This window comes from Rhodococcus sp. KBS0724 (assembly GCF_005938745.2).
GTDB lineage: Bacteria > Actinomycetota > Actinomycetes > Mycobacteriales > Mycobacteriaceae > Rhodococcus_F.
On record NZ_VCBX02000001.1, the window covers coordinates 4,381,445 to 4,402,238 of the forward strand.

The window sequence follows — 20,794 nt, forward strand, 5'->3', positions numbered from 1 at the left end:
AAAATTATTGCCATGTCGATGATTCGATGGAAAAATTACTGCAGATTGGTCATTCGTCGTAAAATGTTTGAAGAATGACCGTACTACGGGTGCTCACATTGGCCGCCGTCCGGATCTCCTGCAACAACGCCTCCAACGCCCGAGGCGAGGCGACCCGAACCAGGAGCACGTAGCTTTCGGCCCCGGCTACCGAGTGGCAGGACACCACTTGGGGCAAGTGCCGAAGCCTGGCCGGCGCATCGTCGGGCTGAGAAGGGTCCAGAGGGGAGATCGCGACAAATGCCGATAGATTCTGACCTACGGCTTCCGGATCGATCTTGGCCGAGTATCCCCGGATCACGTTACGCGATTCAAGCCGACGCACCCGCGATTGCACAGCCGAGATCGACAATCCCGCTTTGTCGGCAAGACTCGCCAAAGTGGCACGCCCGTCCACAACGAGCTCTCGAATCAACAACTTGTCCGTGTCGTCGACCGGAGGAATACCGCCGTCATTCTGTTCGTCACCCACCCGCGAAGATTAACGTAACCGGACATACACATGCTTGAAAAGTGGCAGTTACGTTCTCGGTTCGCCGCCGAGCTTTCGCGGATGTACGGCAACGAGGTTCCCGCATACAACACCCTGGTCGACGTAACACGGCAGGTCAATCGGGATTACACCGCCGCTCATCCTGGATCGGAGCGCTGGGGAACCCTGGGCCGGATCAGTGCGGAACGGCACGGCGCGATCCGGCTGGGCACTCTCGGCGAACTGCGTGACGTCGCGGTGATCTTCGACGCTCTCGGGATGTCTGCCGTGGGGTTCTACGATCTCAGGCTCACCGATCCCCCCGTTCCCGTCGTCTCGACCGCGTTCCGTCCCACGGATCCGGAAGAACTCGCGTTGAATCCGTTCCGCGTCTTCACCTCGGTGCTCGCGACGGGAGACACGCGCTTCTTCAGCGCCGATCTCCAGCGCCGTATCACCGCGTACCTCGACACCCGGTCGCTCTTCTCCCCCGAACTGCTTCGCCTGGCCGCTGCCGCCCAGCGCGATAACGGGTTGCCGGAGCCACAGGCCACACATTTTGTCGACGCCGCCACACGCGCCTTCCGCCTCGGAACCGAGCCGATCGACGCGCCCTGGTACCGAGAACTTGCGCGCATCTCCCCCGTTGCCGCAGATATCGCGGGCCAAAGCTCGACCCACCTCAACCATCTCACCCCGCGCGTCCTCGACATCGACGAGCTGTACCGGCGTATGACCGAGCGCGGTATCACCATGATCGACCGTATTCAGGGACCACCGCGATGGGCTGGACCACCACTCCTGCTGCGGCAGACCTCGTTTCGGGCGTTGGCGGAGAACCGCCCGTTCCGAGAACCCGACGGCTCGGTGCATGATGTCCCCGTCCGGGTGCGCTTCGGCGAAGTCGAGGCTCGCGGGATAGCGTTGACCCGCACAGGCCGCGATATCTACGACGCTCTCATCTCGTCCCCCGAGACGGCGGTATGGGAGGATGCTTTTCCCGCCACCGAGGACGGTCTTGCGGACGCCGGACTGGCATATTTCACCTACCGACGTGACGGCTCGACGATCATTCGGGAACCTATCGTCTACGAGGACTTCTTGCCGGCGTCGGCCGCCGGGATCTTTGCGTCCAACCTCGATTCGCCCGGCGGGTTCGTTTCCGATGCGGACGGCGCCGATTACGGGCAGGATCGACTGGAGGTAGCGATCGGACGCCGCATCCTCGACCCTTTCGAGTTGTACCGCACGCAGCAGGACGCCTCCCGTGAAAGGACTCACCCGTGAACCTTCCCGATCCCTCTGCTCTCACCGAGCGCGCCCGCGCTGCGCTCGCTCGGTGCGGAGCCGAGTGGCCCGCCGGCAACCTGACGGCTCGCACCCCGATTACGGGCACCGAACTTCGCACTCTGGAACAACATTCCGCGAACGATGTCCACAGCGCGGTTGCCGCAGCACATGATGCGTTCGCGGACTGGCGCACAGTTCCCGCGCCGATTCGCGGCGGCGTCGTGCGGCAACTCGGCCGCCTACTGAGCGAGCACAAGGCTGATCTCGCGGAACTCGTCACCCTCGAGGCCGGCAAGATCTCGTCGGAAGCACTTGGCGAGGTGCAGGAAATGATCGACATCTGCGAGTTCGCGGTTGGTCTCTCACGTCAACTCTACGGGCGGACAATGCCTTCGGAACGGCCAGGGCACAGACTGATGGAGACGTGGCATCCGATCGGTGTTGTCGGTGTCATCTCGGCCTTCAACTTCCCGGTCGCGGTCTGGTCGTGGAACACGGCAATTGCCCTGGTGTGCGGTGACACCGTGGTCTGGAAGCCGTCCGAGACCACTCCCTTGACGGCGCTTGCGTGTCATACCTTGATCAGACGCGCCCTCGCTGACTGCGACGCCCCACACGACGTTCACCAACTCGTGATCGGTGGACGCGACGTCGGCGCAGCCCTGGTGGACAATCCGCAGGTCGCTCTGGTGAGTGCTACCGGGTCGGTTCGCATGGGGCGCGAGGTGGCGCCGCGCGTGGCCGCGAGGTTCGGACGGAGCCTGCTCGAACTGGGCGGGAACAACGCCGCCGTTGTCACCCCGTCAGCTGATCTTGATCTCGCAGTCCGCGGAATTGTCTTCTCGGCGGCCGGAACTGCCGGGCAGCGGTGTACGTCGCTGCGCCGGTTGATCGTTCACGAATCGATTGCCGACGAGCTGGTCGCAAAAATTTCTTCCGCCTACGCGCAACTGCGGGTAGGTAATCCGTTCGACGACGGCGTCCTGGTCGGGCCACTGATCAACGACGTCGCATTCGAAGCGATGCAGTCCGCGCTCACCGCCGCGCAGTCGAGCGGCGGCACCGTCGTGTGCGGCGGTGAGCGCGTGGGCGAAACCGGCTGCTATGTGCGCCCGGCTCTGGTTCGGATGCCGACGCAGAGCGAGATCATGCACACCGAAACCTTTGCACCGATCCTCTACGTCGTCACCTACCGCGAGTTCGACGACGCCATCGCACTCCACAATGCTGTACCGCAGGGGCTTTCATCCTCGATTTTCACGCTCGACCAGCGGGAAGCCGAACGGTTCCTCGCTGCTGACGGTTCCGATTGTGGTATTGCCAACGTCAACATCGGTACGTCGGGTGCCGAGATCGGTGGCGCCTTCGGCGGTGAGAAGGACACCGGTGGCGGACGCGAATCGGGTTCCGACGCCTGGAAGGCGTACATGCGCCGCGCAACCAACACGATCAACTACTCGAACCAACTGCCACTGGCTCAAGGCGTCGAGTTCGGCTGAGCGCGTCCCCGGCGAATTCGGTGATTGCGCGAACCAATTCGGCGCGCGCCGACAGCTGCGGTGCATGATCGGTTTCGAGGCTCACCACGCTCGCGCCGGGCACTCGCTGCTGCATTCCCCGCTGCGTCTCGATCGGAACCGTACGGTCCAGCGTGCATTCGACGTACAGGCGAGCAACCGTTCCGAAGCGCTCGGGGGTGATCGTCGGTGCCATCAGGCGGGCGGTTTCCTGTTGGGGAACAAGTTGGCGGGCCGCGGCGATCGCGTCGGCGACCGGCGCCTCGTGGAAGAACACCGCGGCACCGGCTTCGGGCGGAACCACGCTGGAGAACCCGTCATCGGCACTGACCACCCATCGTGAGATCCCGACGGGCGCGGGCAATTCCAGTTCGTTGCACAGCATGCCGAAATCCATGCCGGACGGCAGCATCATCCCGGCGACGTACACGATTCCCGCAACTGCCGCGGGAACGCGCTCCGCAACCTGCGACACCACTATGCCGCCACCCGAGTGACCGACCAGCAGTGCCGGTCCGTCCAGTGAATCGAGGACCGCAACAACGTGATCGGTCACCGTGTCCAAGTCGACGACAGCGTCCTTGTCGAGAACACCGACCCCGGGCAGAGTGACCACTACCGGGTTGAACCCTTGCTCTCGCAGCGGTTCCAGCATCGAGTCCCAGACCCAGCCTCCGGCCCACGCACCATGGACCAGAACAAGATTGCGAGCACTCACGACGTCGCCTCCAGCTGCGCTGCGACGCGAACTCGCTCCGCTTCGCGCCCGGCGGCGGTGTTGGACTTACCCTGACGCGATCCGGCCAGTTTGGCCTTGATGTGATCACGAACGGAGACAGGTTCGTAGGCCAGCCCGGACTCATCGAAGAAGCTCGGCAGAGTTTCGATCACGGCATCGACGTTGCCGTCGTGGAAGAACGCGGCGGACCGACGACGCTTGATAGTGCCGTTCACGACGGGAGGCGCAACGCGGTGCAGCGTCGACATCCAGCGGTCGTTCGTCAGCTGCGCTGTCAGATCACCCAGATTGACCAGTAGCGCATCGTCTTCCGGCCACACGTCGTGCCACCTCTGGTCGCTCCCGAGCACTTGCAGCCCCTCGACCTGATCGGCCCACAGCACGGTGACAAGCCCGAAGTCGGTGTGCTCACCCATCCCCTTCAGCTCCCCGTCCAACGTCACTGTCCCCGCGGGCAACGCGTAGTTGTTCATTCTCAGCACGTCGATCGAGTGGTCGGTAATCGAGTCGAAAAATCCGGGCGCCAGGCCGAGCGCGTCGTCGAAAATTGTTGTCAGTGTGCGGGCCACTCGGGCGGCATGGGTGTAGTACGACTCGATTCGTTCCCGGAATTCGTCGACGTCCGGCCAGACATTGGTACCGTAATCCGCCTCGGAGAGATCAAGATCGGTGAACGACCGTGCCTCGATGCCGATGTTGAACGCCTCGAAAAAATCGTTCATTCGGGTCGCGGATTCCACTCCGAGACTCAGACTCAGCGATTCGCTCTTGGGTGGGCTGTACCCGCGGTTAGCTCCGGCAACGCGGTACTCGTTCTTGGCCGCCATCGGCAGCGCAAAAAAAATCGTCCATCGCTGCGGCGAGACCGGCCGCTGCTCCCGCGGGAATTCCATGACCCCGAATCTGGATGAATCCCACTCTGCTGCACGCGTCGTCGATCTCCGCGGCTACGCGGGCCCGCTCCTGCGGTGTACCGCCCAGAACGTAGGGGGAAATATCGATGACGGGAACTTCGAAGGAGTCAGACGGTGACTGCGACATTGGTGTCTCCTGTATTGACCGGGGATTGCGCGACTGCTGGTGATCCGGGCAAACTCTCGCGTGAACTGCGGGCGAGTTCGCCCAGTCGTGTGTGATTGAACAGCAAGTTGAGTGTGAAGGCGGACGCCGCCGCCAGAGTGATTCCGCTACCGAGCAGGATCTGCGCCGACGACGGGAACTTCTCGAACATTCCTTCCGCGAATTCGGGAAGGAGACCGATTCCGACGGAGACCGCGGCAATGGTCGTATTGATCGGGTCGCTGAGATCAACCTTGCGGAGTGTGTTGATGCCGACAACGGCAACCGTGGAGAACAAGATGATGCCGACGCCGCCCACCACCGGATCAGGCAGTGCTGCAACAACTTCACCCATTCGTGGGATCAGTCCGAGAACAATGAGGATGGCGCCGCTGGTAGCGGTGACGTATCGGCTGTACACGCGAGTGGTCGCAACCGCGCCGACGTTCTGCGAGAACACGGTGTCGACAAAGGCGTTGAAGATTCCGCCGAGCACTCCGGACATTCCGTCGGCCACCAGGCCGCGCGCCAAATCCGCTTTCTTCAAGGGCTTTCCGGTGATCTCACTGACCGCCAACATGCTGGCTGTCGATTCTGCGAAGACGACTGCCATGACGATGCTCATGGCCACCACTGCGGTGACCGGGAACTCGGGTGCTCCGAAGTGGAAGGGCATGGGAATACCGACCCACGCGGAACCGGATACACCACCAAGGTCGATCAGGCCCATCGGAATGGCGATCACGGTGCCGATGACCAGCGCGATCAGCACTCCCAGCTGTGTCCACATACCGCGTCCGAGGCAGATGAAACCGACTGCGATCGCAACGACCGCCGCGGCCAGCGCGAGATTCTTAGGATCTGCGAACGACGCTGCGGTGGGATCGTTTCCGACGATCAGACCACCGGCGACGCCGATCAGCGAGATGCCGATCACTGTCAGAACCACTCCGGTGACGAGTGGCGGGAAGTAACGAACGATCTTGGCAAACGGTACTGCCAGCGCGATTCCGACCACACCACCGACCAGCATGGAGCCGTACACGGCCTGCAATCCGTATTCCTGGGCGATGAGAATCATCGGTGTCAGGCCGGCAAACGTAGCGCCGCAGACGATCGGAAGTCGTACGCCCGCAACCTTCCCCACGCCCAGGCTCTGAATGATGGTGATAATGCCGGCAACAAGCAGATCGGCGCTGATCAGCATGGCAACGGTGCTACGGTCCAGGCCCACGGCCGCACCGAACACCAGCGGTACCGTGATGCAGCCTGTGTACATGATCAGGACGTGCTGAAGAGCAAAAGCTGACTGGCGGGCAAAGGGCAACCGCTCGTCGACTGGATGGATGGCCATGCGCCGATCTCCGTCCGTAGCTGGGAGTGTTTTGTGTACTGCCCTATTGAGCAGGTCGATAATTTCTTACTGTGGTCAATTTTGTTTCGCGCATGTAATGAAATTCTCCGCTCGAAAGCGCCGCCTCGGCACTGCTATGTTCAGCACATGGACGACGACCAAGTGGCGATCGCAACGGCAATCGGAACAGCAGTGCGTCACGCGCGCAAGGAAGCCGGATTGACCATGCGCGAGGTTGCAATGAAATCCGGTCTCTCACAGCCATTTCTGAGTCAGACCGAGAACGGCCGCGCAGTACCGAGTGTGATGAATCTGCACCGACTCGCACAATCGCTGGGCACTACCGCTCACGCGCTTCTCGCCCAAGGCGAGCGCACGCCGTCCAGCCTGGTGCGGGCGAATGAGGGGCGAAAGTTCGAACTGGCCCACGATTCTTCGATCCGATTCTGTTCCACCGGGTCGCACACCATGGAGCCGAACGAAATCACGGCCGGGCCGCACTCCGAAGCGGGTGAGCACACCGAACATGCCGGCGAGGAGTTCATTCACGTTCTCGAGGGGACTGTCGACGTCGAGGTCGGTCTGGACGAACGGCATCGTCTGAACGTCGGGGACACACTGCTGTACGCGGCGACCATTCCTCATCGGTGGTTCAACCGAACCGATCGAATTGCTCGGTTCCTGATCGTGAGTTCTCCCCCGTCCTTCTGACACACCGCATACCCTGAAGCAGTGACCATGTGGCCGGAACTTGCGCGCGAGATCGCCGATACCGTTCTGTTCCCCGTCGCCGACAGCGTCGACGCGGACGGCGAAATTCCCAGCAGTCATTTCGACGCGCTCGCGGCCGACGGGTTCTACGGTCTGGCCGCGCTGGGCGAGGACGGACCATCGGCGGCCGAGCTTGTCGAGGTTGTCGAAACACTGTGCGGCGGTTGCCTCGCGACCGCATTCACCTGGATGCAGCATCACGGCGTCGTCGGCGCCTTGGCATCGACCACCAACACCGCATTGCACGAGCAGTACTGGGACGGGCTCGTCAGCGGAGAACTCCAGGGTGGTGTGGCCTACGCCGGCGCCATCCCCCGACCTCCACTGTTGTGGGCGCGCCGCGTCGATCACGGATACGTCCTCGACGGGATAGCCCCGTTTGTCACCGGTTGGGGAATAGTCGACGTTCTTCTCGTATCCGCCCGCGACGAATTCGACAATTCCATCGTCCACTCGGTTGTCCAGGCAACCGACACCCTCGGCCTGTCGATCGAAGAACTCCCCCTGATCGCCGCTCGCGGAAGCAACACCGTCCGAATAGCTTTCGACGGTTTTGCCGTCCCCGACACCCGCGTCACCGCAGTTGTCGACGACGAGCAGTTCCAGAACAGTCAACTGCCCGGCCTGTGGTTCAACGGAGCCATGGCGATGGGGGTCGCGCGGCGCGCAATGGCAGAGTTGGCGGATCTCGGAGTCGACGCGGAACCGTTCCACGGCCAAGCCGAACTGGCGCGTGCACACCTCGACAGTGCCCTGGCGGGCAACGCCGACATGTCTGCCGCCCGCGCCGGGGCCTCCGAGCTCGCAGTCCGAGTAGCCGCGGCTCTCGTCACCGCCACCGGCTCTCGCTCGCTGGTGGGCAGCAACACAGCCGAACGTCTGATGCGTGAAGCCACCTTCACACTGGTAGCCGCCACCCGCCCCGGCATCAAGACTGCCCTGGTCGAACGCCTGCGCGATTAGCCGAGTGCACCCCGCCGCCCTGGATTACGCTCGGTGTCATGAACAGTGTCATGAACAGTCTTGCGAACGACGGTGCACCTGTACTCATTCCGGCCGGAACCATCTTCACTCCGGACGATCTGACGTTCTACTCCGATCGTGAATCACGCACACTCGACGACGCGATCGCGGGCGCCGATCTTCTTGTGAGCTGCCCGCATTCGGGTTCGGCCATCCCGGAAGAGCTCGCCGAGTTTCTGGCACCCGAGTTCACCAGGCGCCTGCAGTTCGATTTCACCGACATGTCGACCAGCGCGATCGTGCGTCGGTGGGCCGAGATCGATCCGCGCATCGTGTACGTGGAGAATCCTCATCCGCGCATGATCCGCGACCCCAATCGCGCGAAACCGGAAAATCTGGAAGCCTCACTGCGCGAAGCATTTGCACGTGTTCATGAAGCTGGAGCGGGTAACAAGGTCGACCTCACGGGTGTCGACGCCGTCCGCCCCGTCACGTTCTCCTTCTACCCGTTGCTGCTGGAACCGACCGACGACGCAGGATGGAAGCGTCTGGCCGACACGTTCACCGAGACAGCCGAACACGGTTTGCGAGTCTACGAAACAACTCGTGACGCTCTGATCGAATCCATGACGGAGAAGAGTTTCGAGCTGGGTCGATCCTTCGCAACCTTGTCATTCCACGACACGATGAACCACACCACCCGGCGAGACGGTGCCGTCAATGTGCTTCGCCCCGAGGAGGATCGGCTCCCTGACGTTGTGGCACTGTCCAATCGCGGTGATCACGACGGCAATCGACGCGGCGACAATCCCGTGACAATGGACCCCGAACTCATTCGAGCGCTCGCGGCCGCACATCGCAAGGGATTTCACGTCGACGATCCGGGCGCCGTCGCACTCAATCAGCCGTATCTCGGCAGCTTCGAGATCATCGCAGCGGGTGCGCGATTCGCCGAGCAGTCGGCACGCGCGGATGCTGCCGGCATCACACTCAGCGCCGTGCAGGCAGAGTTCAAACGCGAATTCCTGCTCGGCGATGCCCTCGCCGCGCACATCATGGAACCGGGCGTCGACTGGCCGAACTCCGATCCGGAGCGGGTGGACCAGCTCGCCCACGCGTGCAAGGCGAGCTGGGACCACTACCGCGACAGCTAGCCGAGCACCACTCCGAATATCGCGCCGGCGATAATCGTGGTCACGGCCAGGATTATCGTCGGCAGGAAGAACGAGTGGTCAACGAGCTTGGTACCGAGCTTCGTGCTGCCGGAGAGGTCGAAGTTCGCGGCCGCGATCTGCGAACCGTTTGTGGGCAGCAGATAGATACCGGCAAACGCTCCGGCCCACATACCGGTGAGCAGGCCAGGGGCGATACCGGCCGCGAGTCCGATCGGCACAATGGTCCTGGTAGCGGTCGACTGGCTGGTGGTGAGCACACACACCAGGAAGACACCGAGCGCGAAGATCCACGGTGCGGCGCTGACCAAGTCGCCAACGGTGCTGGTGATCAGTTCCAAGTGAGCGCTGATGAACGTATCGGTGAGCCACGCGAGACCGAACAGTGCAATCGCCGAGACCATACCGGCGCGGAACACCGTCGATGTCGGAACGTCGGCAACGTTGGGCCTGCACACGAGCAGGATGAGGGTTCCGACCAGGAACATCAGCATCTCGATGATCGGGGTCATTCCCAGCGGAGAGCCGTCGGCGGCTTCGGGGCGAATTCCCTTGAAGAGTCCGAAGATCACGATCGCCAGAACACCCGCGAGGAAGATCAGCGCAGCGTTGCGGCCGGTCTTGGTCGAAACCAGTTCGGTGGTGGCCGCAGCGCCGGGGCCGGCCAGTTCGCCGGACTTCAGCTTTGCCTGCACCTCAGGATCGTCGGCCAATTCCTTGCCGAGACGGTTCACCGCGAACGACGAGATGATGATGCCGATCACCGCTGCCGGGAAGGTGATCTTGATGATGTCGATGAGCTCGAAATCGTAGGGCGACACGTCCGTCAACGTCACCATCGCCGCCATGGCCGCTGAAACCGGGCTACACGCCAGCGCAACACCGGTCGAGACCACGGACAGTGACAGCGGCCGCGAAGGACGCACCCCGTTCTTGTACGACACGTCGTAGATCACGGGCAGCAGCGGATACAGAATGTTGGACGTTCCGGCGCCGACCGAGAACAGAAACGACACCAATGGCGCGATCAAGGTGATCTGTTTGGGCCTGGATTCGATCAGTTTGGCCGCGATGGTGACCATCCAGTCGATACCGCCCGCTGCCTGCATCATCGACGACGCGAGAACGACGGACAGCACGATCAGAAGAGCGTCGACCGGCGGCGAACCTACGTCCTCCCCGAACACGAACACAAGGACGGCGACGCCCGCACCGCCCCACAGGCCGAGCGCAACACCACTCGATCGAGTGCCCATGACGATTGCCCCGAGCACCACTATGAGCTCAAGAACAATAATTACAGCTTCCATCTGGCACTCGCCTTCTCGAAAAACAGCCAAACCGTCCCGATTACAGAAAAAATATAGTCCCGCTGAGGTCTTCGACAGGTTTGAACACGCTGTCGGTAGGCAGGTGCACTATGGATACGTGACCGACGTCCTCGAAAAGTTCTCGCCCGCGACACGAGAATGGTTCGACGGTGCCTTCAGCGCCCCAACACCGGCTCAACTCGGCGCGTGGGAATCCATAGCAAGCGGCGCGCACACCCTCGTCGTAGCGCCCACCGGATCCGGCAAGACACTGTCCGCTTTTCTGTGGGCACTCGACCAGTTGGCTGCGCGGGACGACAATCACCGCACCACCAAGGTGCTGTACATCTCACCGCTCAAGGCACTCGGGGTGGATGTCGAGCGCAATCTCCGCGCGCCGTTGGTCGGCATCACCCAAACCGCCAAACGCCTCGGTCTCACGCCGCCCGAAATCACCGTCGGCGTCCGCTCCGGTGACACCTCCCCCGCCGATCGACGCTCGTTGATCAAACGGCCGCCGGACATCCTCATCACGACGCCGGAATCGCTGTTCCTGATGCTCACCTCCGCGGCCCGCGAGACGCTGGCCGGCGTCGACACCGTCATCGTCGACGAGGTCCACGCCGTAGCCGGAACCAAACGCGGCTCGCATCTTGCTCTGTCGCTGGAGCGTCTCGACGCACTACTCGAGTCCCCTGCTCAGCGCATCGGTTTGTCCGCGACCGTCCGCCCCCACGAAGAAGTGGGACGATTCCTTTCGGGGTCCGCGCCCATCAGGATCGTTGCGCCGCCGGCCGCCAAGACCTTCGACCTCACCGTCCGTGTTCCCGTCGAGGACATGACCGAACTGGGCATCGCGACACCGGCTGACGGTTCCGAATCCCCGACGCCCCAAGCAGGTTCCATCTGGCCACACGTCGAGGAGCAGATAGTCGATCTTGTCCTCGAACACCGTTCGTCCATCGTGTTCGCCAACTCCCGGCGGCTCGCCGAGCGGTTGACGGCTCGGCTCAACGAAATCCACGCCGAGAGAACCGGTGTTGCAGTCGACAAAATGCCGAAGCCACCGTCACAGATCGGCACACCCACCGAAGTCAATTTCGGTGCCGAACCGCTCCTCGCACGCGCTCACCACGGTTCGGTCAGCAAAGATCAGCGCGCCATCATCGAAGACGACCTCAAGTCAGGGCGATTGCGGTGCGTCGTCGCGACCAGCAGCCTCGAACTCGGAATCGACATGGGCGCAGTCGATCTGGTTATCCAGGTCGAGGCGCCGCCGTCGGTTGCGAGTGGACTCCAGCGCGTCGGCCGGGCCGGGCACCAGGTCGGCGAGATATCCCGCGGTGTGGTGTTTCCGAAACATCGAACCGATCTCATTCACTGCGCCGTAACCGTCGAGCGCATGGTCGAAGGCAAGATCGAAGCCCTGGCCGTTCCTGCCAATCCGCTCGATATACTGGCGCAGCAGACGGTGGCGGCCACCGCACTCGAACCCATCGACGTCGACGACTGGTTCGACACCGTCCGCCGAAGTGGTTCGTTTGCAACACTTCCCCGCTCCGCGTACGAATCCACGCTCGATCTGCTGGCCGGCCGGTACCCCTCGGACGAGTTTGCCGAACTGCGTCCACGCCTGGTCTGGGATCGCGAAGCCAACACACTCACCGGGCGTCCCGGGGCTCAGCGTCTGGCCGTCACCTCCGGCGGCGCCATCCCCGACCGCGGCCTCTTCACCGTCTACATGGTGGGTGAGCGTGCTTCGAGAGTCGGCGAACTCGACGAGGAAATGGTCTACGAATCCCGCGTCGGCGACGTCTTCGCCCTGGGCGCGACCAGTTGGCGCATCGAGGAAATCACCTTCGATCGTGTTCTGGTCAGCCCCGCCTACGGACAACCGGGGCGCCTCCCCTTCTGGCACGGTGACGGTCTCGGACGGCCGGCAGAACTCGGCCAGGCTCTCGGCCAGTTCGTCCGCGAGACCGCGCTCGGCAACGAGGCCGACGTGGTCGAACGCTGCCGAATCGGCGGCCTCGATCACAACGCCACCACCAACCTCATCCAACTGGTGGGCGAGCAGAAAAACGCGACCGGGCAGGTACCGTCGGATCGCACATTGGTGGTCGAGCGGTTCCGCGACGAACTCGGTGACTGGCGCCTGGTCCTGCACTCCCCGTACGGCCAGCGGGTGCACGCTCCGTGGGCGCTTGCCATCGGCGCACGGCTGCAGGAACGATACGGCGTGGATTCCAGCCCCACCGCCTCCGACGACGGCATCATCATCCGTCTCCCGGACACCGAGAACGATCCACCCGGCGCCGAACTCTTTGCATTCGACGTCGAGGACATCGAAGACCTGGTCACCCAAGAAGTCGGCGGGTCCGCGCTGTTTGCTTCACGGTTTCGTGAATGTGCCGCTCGCGCACTGCTTCTGCCCCGCCGAAATCCCGGCAAGCGCGCACCGCTGTGGCAGCAGCGTCAGCGCAGCGCCCAACTCCTCGACGTGGCTCGCAAGTTTCCGACGTTCCCGATCCTGCTCGAGACTGTGCGCGAATGCCTCCAGGACGTCTACGACCTTCCGGCGCTCATGGAACTTCTCGGCAAGATCGCCAAACGTCAGATCCGCATCGTCGATGTCGAGACGGCGTCACCGTCGCCATTTGCGAGTGCGCTGCTGTTCAGCTACGTCGGCGCCTTCATGTACGAAGGCGACAGTCCGCTCGCCGAAAGACGCGCAGCGGCACTTTCTCTCGACTCCACACTGCTCGCCGAACTGTTGGGCCGCGTCGAATTGCGGGAGCTGCTCGACGGCAGTGTCATCGAGCAAGCCGAGCGTGAGCTGCAACGGCTGGTGCCGGAGCGCAAGGCAAAAGACCTCGAAGGTGTTGCTGATCTACTGCGCATGCTCGGCCCACTCACGACGGAGGAGGTAGCGGCGCGTTCCCTCGAAGACCCACACGCGTGGCTCGAAACGCTGGTGTCGGACAAACGCGCCCTTCATGTTTCGTTTGCCGGGCAACAGTGGTGGACAGCCATCGAAGACTCCGCCCGCTTGCGTGACGGCCTCGGAGTGCCCCTACCCATCGGCGTGCCCGCCGCATTCATAGAACCCGTGGATCAGCCGCTCGAGGACTTGTTGAGCCGCTATGCGCGCACGCACGGACCTTTCACGCTCGCCGACGCGGCCGCCAGATTCGGTATCGGCGTTTCGGTAGCGCGCGACGTTCTCGGCCGTCTGGCCTTGGAGAAGCGAGTACTCGAGGGTGAATTCCGGCCCGGATCAGCGGGGAGCGAATGGTGCGACGCCGAGGTTCTCCGGCGATTGCGTCGTCGCTCACTCGCTGCTGCCCGCGCGGATGTGGAACCGGTCAGCACCGCCACGCTGGGCCGCTTCCTCCCCAGCTGGCAGCATGTCGGTGGCACTCTCCGCGGCATCGACGGTGTTGCGACTGTCGTGGATCAGCTTGCCGGAGTTCCTATTCCGGCGTCGGCACTCGAATCGCTGATCCTGCCGAGTCGCATCCCCGACTACTCGCCGGCCATGCTCGACGAACTGACGTCGACGGGTGAAGTCCTGTGGTCGGGGTCCGGAGCCATCTCAGCCAAGGACGGATGGGTTGTCCTGCACCCGGCGGATCTTGCCCCGGCTACCCTCAATCCACCTGCCGACACCGATGTCTCGGACCTGCAGCGGCAAGTCCTCGACGTCCTGACCGCTGGTGGCGCCTACTTCTTCCGTCAATTGGCCGACGCGCTGGACAACCCGGAAGACGGCGCGCTCACGACCGCACTGTGGGAATTGGTGTGGCTCGGACACATCGGTAACGACACTCTGGCTCCCCTTCGGGCCCTACTGTCCGATACCACTCGAACCACAACCAGCCACCGCGCGCCGAGGCGTGTTCCCCGGGCCCGTCCCTATCGACGAATGATGCGTCCGGCGGTGCCCGCGCGCACCGGACCGGCCACCGCCGCCGGACGCTGGTTCCTGCTGCCGGCGGCCGAACCCGATCCGACGGTGCGGGCACACGCGACTGCGGACCTCCTGCTCGAACGTTACGGAGTTGTCACGCGTGGCAGCGTGGTCAGCGAGAACGTCCCCGGCGGATTTGCGTTGATCTACAAGGTACTCAGCACTTTCGAGGACAACGGCCGGGCCAGGCGCGGCTACTTCGTCGACACCTTGGGGGGTGCGCAGTTCTCCACACCAGCCGTCGTGGATCGCCTGCGTACGTTCGGGGAATCCATCGAGGGTCGCCATACCTCGTCTGCCACACTCACTCTTGCTGCCTGCGACCCCGCCAACCCGTACGGCGCGGCTCTCCCGTGGCCTGCATCGAACGCCGAAGAATCACCTGGTCACAGACCAGGCCGCAAAGCGGGCGCGCTTGTCGTTCTTGTCGAAGGCGAGCTGGTGCTCTATGTCGAACGCGGCGGTCGAACCATCCTCACGTTCACCGACGACCCCGGCGTACTCCGCACGGCAGCAACGTCTCTGGCTCAGATCGTGAAGAACAGGTCCGTCGAGAAGATCGTCGTCGAGAAGGTGAACGGAGAAACCATCCACGGCAACAATTTTGCGCCGGTCCTGGTCGAAGCCGGCTTTGCCGCCACCCCACGCGGTTTCAGGTTGAGATCGTGAAGGGCGCTTGACTGATGCCCGAAGGCGATACCGTCTGGCAGACCGCCAATGCGCTTCGCGCGGCACTCGACGGCAAGGTACTCACCACCTGCGACGTACGCGTCCCGCGATATGCCACCGTCGACCTGACCGGCGCACGTGTCGACTCCGTTGTCAGTCGCGGAAAGCACCTGTTGATCCGCGTCGGCGACGCCTCCGTTCACACCCATCTGAAGATGGAGGGCTCTTGGCAGATCTACGCACCGGGTGAGCGGTGGCATCGCCCCGCCCATCAGGCGCGCATCATTCTGGCCACCGAAGATGCTGTTGCCGTAGGTTTTTCGCTTGGCGTCACCGAAGTAATCGAACGCGACCAGGAAGGCTCCGTCGTCGGACATCTTGGTCCGGATCTCCTCGGCCCGGACTGGGACAGTACTGTTGCCGAGGACAATCTGCGCGCTGCGGGCTCCGCGCCGATCGGGGTGGCGCTGCTCGACCAACGGGTCATTGCCGGACTCGGCAACGTGTATCGCAATGAAATCTGTTTTCTCCGTGGGCTTCATCCACGAACTCCGACGGACCTGGTCACCGATCTCGGGGCGGTGGTCGACCTGTCGTACCGCATTATCGGTGCCAACAAGTCACGTCGCGTTCGGGTGACCACCGGCGATACCCGCCCGGGGCGACAGACATGGGTGTACGGCCGCCGCGGGAAACCGTGTCGGCGTTGCGGAACCCGAATCCGCGAAGAGCTGCTCGGACCCGACCAGCTCACCGAACGACAGATATTCTTCTGCCCCTCCTGCCAGCCGATTACGCGCGATTAGCTTTTGTCAGCAGGCGGACGCAGTGCGCGACAAAACGATCACGGCTCACGTCGATTGTGCCGTCGAGGTATCCGATGAACAGGGTGAACAGCGCACCCACCAAGCCCACAGCAGTCAGCTGCTTCTCCACCGGATCACTGATTTCGGAGAGCTGCGCGTACACAAGGTCCACGAAGGCCGGCATCGATTCGATTCCACGGCCGCCGAGAACCGGTTCGGAGAGCGGAGCGATCAACAGCACTCGCCCCATCGCGGGATCGTCGACCATCAACTTCACGAAGGTATCGACCGCTGCGGTGGCAATCGCTTCGGAACCGGTTTCCATCGCCACTGCTGCTGCCAGTGCGGTTTGGGCACGCTCCGCCACAAACGAGTGAACCGACACCACGTACTGGTCGCGGTCGGTGAAGCTCTCGTAGAAATACCGTTCCGTCAGCCCGGCGGCCTTGCAGACTGCTCGCACGTTGACGGCCGGACCGTCGACTGCCCCGAGTAGCGTCACGCCCACATCGAACAGCGATGCCCGTCGCGCTGCACGCCGTTCCTCGATACCCACTGCCCAGCTCCGATGCCTTGACTACTGATGTTGTCGATCCTAATCTGACAACATGCGTAGTCAAAGTGATGACGTGCCGACACCGACACCGCTCGGGCCCGATTCTTTGACCTGGAAGTATTTCGGCGATTGGCGAGGCATGCTTCAGGGCGTGTGGGCGGGTTCGATGCAGAACATGCATCCAGGACTCGGGGCCGGCGTCGAGGAGCATTCGCAGTTCTTCGACGAGCGCTGGGAACGGCTGTACCGATCGCTCTACCCCATCGCCGGAGTTGTCTTCGACGGCGACAGGGCCCAGGAAACCGCTGAACAGGTACGCGGTTACCACACCACCATCAAGGGCGTCGACAAGCTGGGGCGCCGCTACCACGCCCTCGACCCGGACACCTTCTACTGGGCACACGCAACCTTCTTCATGGGCACAATCGTGACGGCGGAGAACTTTTCCGGCGGCCTCACCGAAGCACAGAAACGGCAGTTGTTCACCGAACACATCCAGTGGTATCGCCTCTACGGCATGAGCATGCGCCCCGTCCCCGAAACATGGGAGGCGTTCCAAGAGTACTGGGATCACATGTGCCGCAACGTTCTCGAAGACAACAAGGCCACGCGTGACGTGCTCGACCTCTCCGGCCTGGGTAAGCCGCCATTCATGACGTGGCTACCCGAGCCGATCTGGCGTCTCGCACGCATCCCCGTTGCCCGAGGCTTTGTGTGGCTGACTGTCGGCATGTACGACCAACCGGTGCGCGACCTACTCGGATACTCGTGGAGCGAGCGCGACGCGCGGATTCACACGGTCGTGGGCAAGGCCGTCAACGCGGTCTTCCACCTTGTCCCGTGGCGCTACCGCTATCAACCACGCGCTCGCGCAGGCTGGGACCGAGCCACGGGCAGGACTACTCCCGATGCCCCACTCGTTCACACACCGGCCCGAAATCTGCCTCCCACAACGCGCCGAGACAGTCCGATGCACTACAGCCCAAATGTCTGATCTGCCATAATCAAGCGATGCCGCGGAGCCTACGTACCCTGCTCAATCGCCCGATCACCACCCGCGGTCGCCACCTCGGGCAAGAACGCATCGCTGCCCGAACCACCGCTTACGTGTACGGCAATATCCTGGCTCTGGCCGCTCTGATTCCGGTCACCCAATCGCAGGAATCGCTCGGCGTTGCCATCGTCATCGGCACCGCTCTGTCTACATATATCGCGCATACCTTCGCTGAGGGTGTGGGCGAGAGCATCCGCAATGATCGAGAACTCACTACCGCGGAAAGAATCGAAGCTCTCCGCGATTCTGTGCCTATTCTGACGTCGGCCGTGGTTCCCATCGTCATTCTGGCGACCGCCTGGTTCAACATTCTCGAGCCTCGCACGGCGCAATTGATTGCGGAATTCCTGTTGGTTTTGCGCATCGGGTCGACCAGCTATGTCATCAGCCACCTTCGCGGTGAAAAAGTAAGCACAACAACCCATGTCGTTGCATTCGGTCTCGCGGCAGTCGCGACGCTGATCGTCGCCCTCAAGATCGTGCTGACTCACTAATTTCGGGTTCTGTTCTCACCCACTGCAGCGCCGCGACAAAGCAAGCAGCCAGCGCGATCGGAATGAAAAAGCCATAGGCAACCAGGTGCGGTCGGGATGCAAAGAAGGCACCGAAAGCTCCGAACACCAGAAGTACGGCGACCGTAACGGCAACCCACCGACGAGGTACTACGGCCGGGATTACGCACATCAGAGTCGGCACGGCCAGCCACACAAGAATTGACCAGCCCAGATAGCCCACGATCGATTCACGCAATCACAGCCCATGCCGATCGGAAGAATTTCGTTGCGCTCATCCGGCAAAAGTTACCGTGTCCCCCTGATCCGATATACATAACGCAGACAATTCACCCTCATGACTGATCCGGAGAACCTGCCGATATGAACGCCCCACAACCGCCATATCCGTGGGATTCCCAACCACAGCGAAATTCTCAGTCCCAGCGAAATTCTGAAACGCAGCAGAATGCTCAACCAGAGCCACCCCAAACACCGGCATGGGTGTGGGTTCTTCTCGGTGCCGGGATAGCTGCGATCGTTGTGGTTGTGGGGCTTGTCTGGGTGCGGCCGATACTGTTCGACACAGACACGAATCAATCCGCGCGGTCCTCGACTCAGCTCAGCACAACACCGTCCACCACAACATCTTCATCTGCCGCAACGTCGGCAGCTCCTCGAACCACCACTTCCGCGCCAACGTCAGGTACGGCCGTCCCGGCAAACGCAACTCGCTGCGGACCTGTGTTCTCGAACAACGAATTGCCGAACTCGGCCACTGGGAGCAACGCCACGTCATGCGAGTTCGCCGAAGAAGTGCGGTATCAGTACGTCAGTCAGGGCAAACGAAATACAACAGTGTCGATCAGCGCTGTCAGCCCTGTCACCAATACCCGCTATTCGATGAGTTGCACCGGTAAGAAGGTTGTCACCTGCACTGGCGGTAACAACGCAATTGTTTATCTGTATTGATATTCGTCGAACTCGGCTTCAAAATGGCGGAGGGTCGTCGCCGTAGTCGACGAGCCTTCGCGGCGGGCATTTTCGCGGTGTGGAGATCGGGAAAGTCTGCCGGCGTTTCCGATCCGACTGTTTCGCTGTGCGACGCCGAATCTTTGCTTGTTGATGTTTCCGTTCGGCCCGGATGCGGGCAGCTTTGTTCTCCAACCGTGTCCGTCGCCGGGTGCCGCCTTCCGGTGGCGGCGGTTCCTGTTGTCCCGCGAGTAGCCCGGCCGCTCGGGTGCGGTAGCGATGCCCGGTCTGCGAGGTCAGGGTGATGCTGCGATCCGGGTTCGGGTCTAGCTGCCAGGCTCCGGAATGCTTGAGTCGGTGATGGTTCCGGCAGAACGCACTCAGGTTCGACGCCACCGTCCGCCCGCCGTTCGTGGGATCAGTGTGGTTGAACGGATCGTTGTGGTCGAGGTCGCAGTTCCAGGCCGGGACATCGCAGTGCGGCCACTGGCAGCTCCCCGCGAGGACCCGCAGCCAGGTGTCGAGGGCGGCGCCGGGACGGTACACAAACGCCGATGCAGGCACAGACTCGGGTGTTTCCGGTACCCGTACTTCCCGGACCTGTGCGTCTTTCGCGATGTCACGGGCATGCTCGGCGCTGATCACCCCATACCCGTCCAGATGAGCGGGCTCGTTCGCATCCGGGGTGTCACCGTCGGCCCGCAGAGTGGTTTCGTACATCACCACATGCACGAGTGGTCGGCGCACAACAACGAGGCCACTGCGGTCCTGCGGGCAATCATCACGGCCGCAGTCACACACCAACACCGTCGAACCGCTCACCAGTACCCCCAACGCGTCGGCGCGGCGCTGCTCGTACGTTCGCGAATCATGGCGGCAGACCGACATCGCCAACTCCCGCAACCGCCCGTCGAACGCGCGTGCTTGCTCCGCCGGGATACTGCCCAGGATGCGGGCCATCCCGTCTTCGGCGGCACTGACCCCGACAAACCGATCCGCCACAGCGCGTCGTCGGCGCTCCCGCAGTCCTTCCGGATCGATCCGGGCGACGATCCGGTCGATCGCCGCCGTCAATCGGCGACCCGTCAACCCGATCCCACCGTCCACGGGTGGGGCCAACACCTGCTCGAGGAGCAACCGTTCGACCTCGTCGATCAACTCGTCACCGACATTCGCGGTCGCCGACTCGATCAACGACACCCGGTAGAAGTCGAGTTCACCGCGCGCCATCGCCGCCCGCGTCCGATGCAACCGCGTCTTCAAAGCGAACCCCAACCCGATGAGCTTCCCGGCCGCAGCGCGCCCCATCGTGAGCACTGCGCCGACCTCGGATTCGGCCAACTCGTGCGCCGACGACGTCCACGCTCCGCCCTCGACATGCTCGGCGCTGCGGCGGGTGAAGAATTCCGCCACCACCGCCAGCTTCCGCTCGACCAGCATCGCCTCACACGCATGCAACTCGGCCATCAGATCAATTAGGGCGCAATCGGTTTCGGCACCACTCAGCTGTGCCGAGTTACCGAAAATCCCCACCCCCGGATCGAACATTCCTCAATCTTATTCGAAACTATGTTCGGAGACAACAGTCAC

At 62.7% G+C, this 20,794-nt stretch carries 16 protein-coding genes and 1 pseudogene; 9 read left to right on the forward strand and 8 right to left on the reverse strand.

Annotation, left to right across the window (positions count from 1 at the left end; genetic code table 11):
* Positions 1 to 49: 49 nt before the first annotated feature.
* On the reverse strand, positions 50 to 511 hold the full coding sequence (locus FFI94_RS20235) for an Lrp/AsnC family transcriptional regulator (RefSeq protein ID WP_138869401.1): 462 nt from the start codon (positions 509 to 511) through the stop codon (positions 50 to 52).
* Between the two features lie 30 nt (positions 512 to 541).
* Here FFI94_RS20235 and FFI94_RS20240 point away from each other — a divergent pair, with 30 nt between their 5' ends.
* Together FFI94_RS20240 and FFI94_RS20245 are read left to right on the forward strand one after the other, a co-directional pair.
* Positions 542 to 1,798 carry a VOC family protein gene (locus FFI94_RS20240; protein WP_138869402.1) on the forward strand — a complete coding sequence of 419 codons (1,257 nt, stop codon included), beginning with the start codon at positions 542 to 544 and terminating at the stop codon, positions 1,796 to 1,798.
* Positions 1,795 to 3,300, forward strand: coding sequence for an aldehyde dehydrogenase family protein (locus tag FFI94_RS20245; protein WP_138869403.1), 1,506 nt, complete (start codon positions 1,795 to 1,797; stop codon positions 3,298 to 3,300). The genes FFI94_RS20240 and FFI94_RS20245 overlap by 4 nt, the downstream gene beginning before the upstream one ends.
* Here the strand turns inward: FFI94_RS20245 and FFI94_RS20250 are convergent.
* The 3 genes and pseudogenes from FFI94_RS20250 to FFI94_RS20260 form a co-directional block, all read right to left on the reverse strand.
* Positions 3,251 to 4,036 carry an alpha/beta fold hydrolase gene (locus FFI94_RS20250; protein ID WP_138869404.1) on the reverse strand — a complete coding sequence of 262 codons (786 nt, stop codon included), beginning with the start codon at positions 4,034 to 4,036 and terminating at the stop codon, positions 3,251 to 3,253. The two genes, FFI94_RS20245 and FFI94_RS20250, sit on opposite strands and share 50 nt — an antisense overlap.
* Positions 4,033 to 5,098 (reverse strand): annotated as a pseudogene (locus FFI94_RS20255) (isopenicillin N synthase family dioxygenase). Before FFI94_RS20255 ends, FFI94_RS20250 begins: the two are co-directional and overlap by 4 nt.
* Entirely contained in the window at positions 5,079 to 6,470 is a 1,392-nt protein-coding gene (locus FFI94_RS20260; protein WP_138869405.1) for a uracil-xanthine permease family protein, read from the reverse strand. Before FFI94_RS20260 ends, FFI94_RS20255 begins: the two are co-directional and overlap by 20 nt.
* 147 nt (positions 6,471 to 6,617) lie before the next feature.
* Here FFI94_RS20260 and FFI94_RS20265 point away from each other — a divergent pair, with 147 nt between their 5' ends.
* Genes FFI94_RS20265 through FFI94_RS20275 form a run of 3 tightly spaced genes read left to right on the forward strand, consistent with a single transcriptional unit; the run spans position 6,618 to position 9,358 of the window.
* Positions 6,618 to 7,181: a helix-turn-helix domain-containing protein gene (locus tag FFI94_RS20265; RefSeq protein ID WP_138869406.1), complete on the forward strand. Its 564-nt coding sequence runs from the start codon at positions 6,618 to 6,620 to the stop codon at positions 7,179 to 7,181.
* Positions 7,182 to 7,208: 27 nt separating this feature from the next.
* The gene (locus FFI94_RS20270) at positions 7,209 to 8,204 is read left to right on the forward strand and encodes an acyl-CoA dehydrogenase family protein (protein ID WP_397495574.1); all 996 of its coding nucleotides are present in this window, start codon (positions 7,209 to 7,211) and stop codon (positions 8,202 to 8,204) included.
* A 38-nt stretch (positions 8,205 to 8,242) separates the two neighbouring features.
* Positions 8,243 to 9,358 carry an N-formylglutamate amidohydrolase gene (locus tag FFI94_RS20275; protein ID WP_260684216.1) on the forward strand — a complete coding sequence of 372 codons (1,116 nt, stop codon included), beginning with the start codon at positions 8,243 to 8,245 and terminating at the stop codon, positions 9,356 to 9,358.
* Here the strand turns inward: FFI94_RS20275 and FFI94_RS20280 are convergent.
* Positions 9,355 to 10,686, reverse strand: a complete 1,332-nt coding sequence (locus FFI94_RS20280; protein ID WP_138869408.1) for an anaerobic C4-dicarboxylate transporter family protein — start codon at positions 10,684 to 10,686, stop codon at positions 9,355 to 9,357. The genes FFI94_RS20275 and FFI94_RS20280 overlap by 4 nt on opposite strands.
* 118 nt (positions 10,687 to 10,804) lie before the next feature.
* Between FFI94_RS20280 and FFI94_RS20285 the strand changes: the two genes are divergently transcribed.
* Together FFI94_RS20285 and FFI94_RS20290 are read left to right on the forward strand one after the other, a co-directional pair.
* Positions 10,805 to 15,325, forward strand: a complete 4,521-nt coding sequence (locus FFI94_RS20285) for an ATP-dependent helicase (RefSeq protein ID WP_185993264.1) — start codon at positions 10,805 to 10,807, stop codon at positions 15,323 to 15,325.
* A gap of 14 nt (positions 15,326 to 15,339) precedes the next feature.
* A complete protein-coding gene (locus FFI94_RS20290; RefSeq protein ID WP_138869410.1) occupies positions 15,340 to 16,131 on the forward strand; it encodes a DNA-formamidopyrimidine glycosylase family protein in 792 nt (263 codons plus the stop codon).
* On the opposite strand, the gene FFI94_RS20295 is transcribed toward FFI94_RS20290, so the two are convergent.
* Positions 16,118 to 16,687, reverse strand: coding sequence for a TetR/AcrR family transcriptional regulator (locus tag FFI94_RS20295; protein ID WP_138869411.1), 570 nt, complete (start codon positions 16,685 to 16,687; stop codon positions 16,118 to 16,120). The two genes, FFI94_RS20290 and FFI94_RS20295, sit on opposite strands and share 14 nt — an antisense overlap.
* Positions 16,688 to 16,739: 52 nt before the next feature.
* Here FFI94_RS20295 and FFI94_RS20300 point away from each other — a divergent pair, with 52 nt between their 5' ends.
* Positions 16,740 to 17,681 (forward strand): oxygenase MpaB family protein, encoded by a 942-nt coding sequence (locus FFI94_RS20300; protein WP_138869412.1) that lies wholly within the window; start codon positions 16,740 to 16,742, stop codon positions 17,679 to 17,681.
* A 17-nt stretch (positions 17,682 to 17,698) separates the two neighbouring features.
* A complete protein-coding gene (locus tag FFI94_RS20305) occupies positions 17,699 to 18,235 on the forward strand; it encodes a hypothetical protein (protein ID WP_138869413.1) in 537 nt (178 codons plus the stop codon).
* 614 nt (positions 18,236 to 18,849) lie between these two features.
* Here FFI94_RS20305 and FFI94_RS33785 read toward each other — a convergent pair.
* Both FFI94_RS33785 and FFI94_RS20315 read right to left on the reverse strand, forming a co-directional pair.
* Positions 18,850 to 19,026 (reverse strand): hypothetical protein, encoded by a 177-nt coding sequence (locus tag FFI94_RS33785; protein ID WP_185993265.1) that lies wholly within the window; start codon positions 19,024 to 19,026, stop codon positions 18,850 to 18,852.
* Between the two features lie 196 nt (positions 19,027 to 19,222).
* Positions 19,223 to 20,752, reverse strand: coding sequence for an HNH endonuclease signature motif containing protein (locus FFI94_RS20315; protein ID WP_138869415.1), 1,530 nt, complete (start codon positions 20,750 to 20,752; stop codon positions 19,223 to 19,225).
* Positions 20,753 to 20,794 lie beyond the last annotated feature (42 nt).

Excerpts from the sequence above, each read along its gene's own strand:
- FFI94_RS20240 (WP_138869402.1), top strand. The coding sequence starts at position 542 with ATGCTTGAAAAGTGGCAGTTACGTTCTCGGTTCGCCGCCGAGCTTTCG.
- FFI94_RS20260 (WP_138869405.1), bottom strand. The coding sequence starts at position 6,470 with ATGGCCATCCATCCAGTCGACGAGCGGTTGCCCTTTGCCCGCCAGTCA.
- FFI94_RS20265 (WP_138869406.1), top strand. The coding sequence starts at position 6,618 with ATGGACGACGACCAAGTGGCGATCGCAACGGCAATCGGAACAGCAGTG.
- FFI94_RS20270 (WP_397495574.1), top strand. The coding sequence starts at position 7,209 with ATGTGGCCGGAACTTGCGCGCGAGATCGCCGATACCGTTCTGTTCCCC.
- FFI94_RS20275 (WP_260684216.1), top strand. The coding sequence starts at position 8,243 with ATGAACAGTGTCATGAACAGTCTTGCGAACGACGGTGCACCTGTACTC.
- FFI94_RS20280 (WP_138869408.1), bottom strand. The coding sequence starts at position 10,686 with ATGGAAGCTGTAATTATTGTTCTTGAGCTCATAGTGGTGCTCGGGGCA.
- FFI94_RS20290 (WP_138869410.1), top strand. The coding sequence starts at position 15,340 with ATGCCCGAAGGCGATACCGTCTGGCAGACCGCCAATGCGCTTCGCGCG.
- FFI94_RS20300 (WP_138869412.1), top strand. The coding sequence starts at position 16,740 with ATGCGTAGTCAAAGTGATGACGTGCCGACACCGACACCGCTCGGGCCC.
- FFI94_RS20305 (WP_138869413.1), top strand. The coding sequence starts at position 17,699 with ATGCCGCGGAGCCTACGTACCCTGCTCAATCGCCCGATCACCACCCGC.
- FFI94_RS20315 (WP_138869415.1), bottom strand. The coding sequence starts at position 20,752 with ATGTTCGATCCGGGGGTGGGGATTTTCGGTAACTCGGCACAGCTGAGT.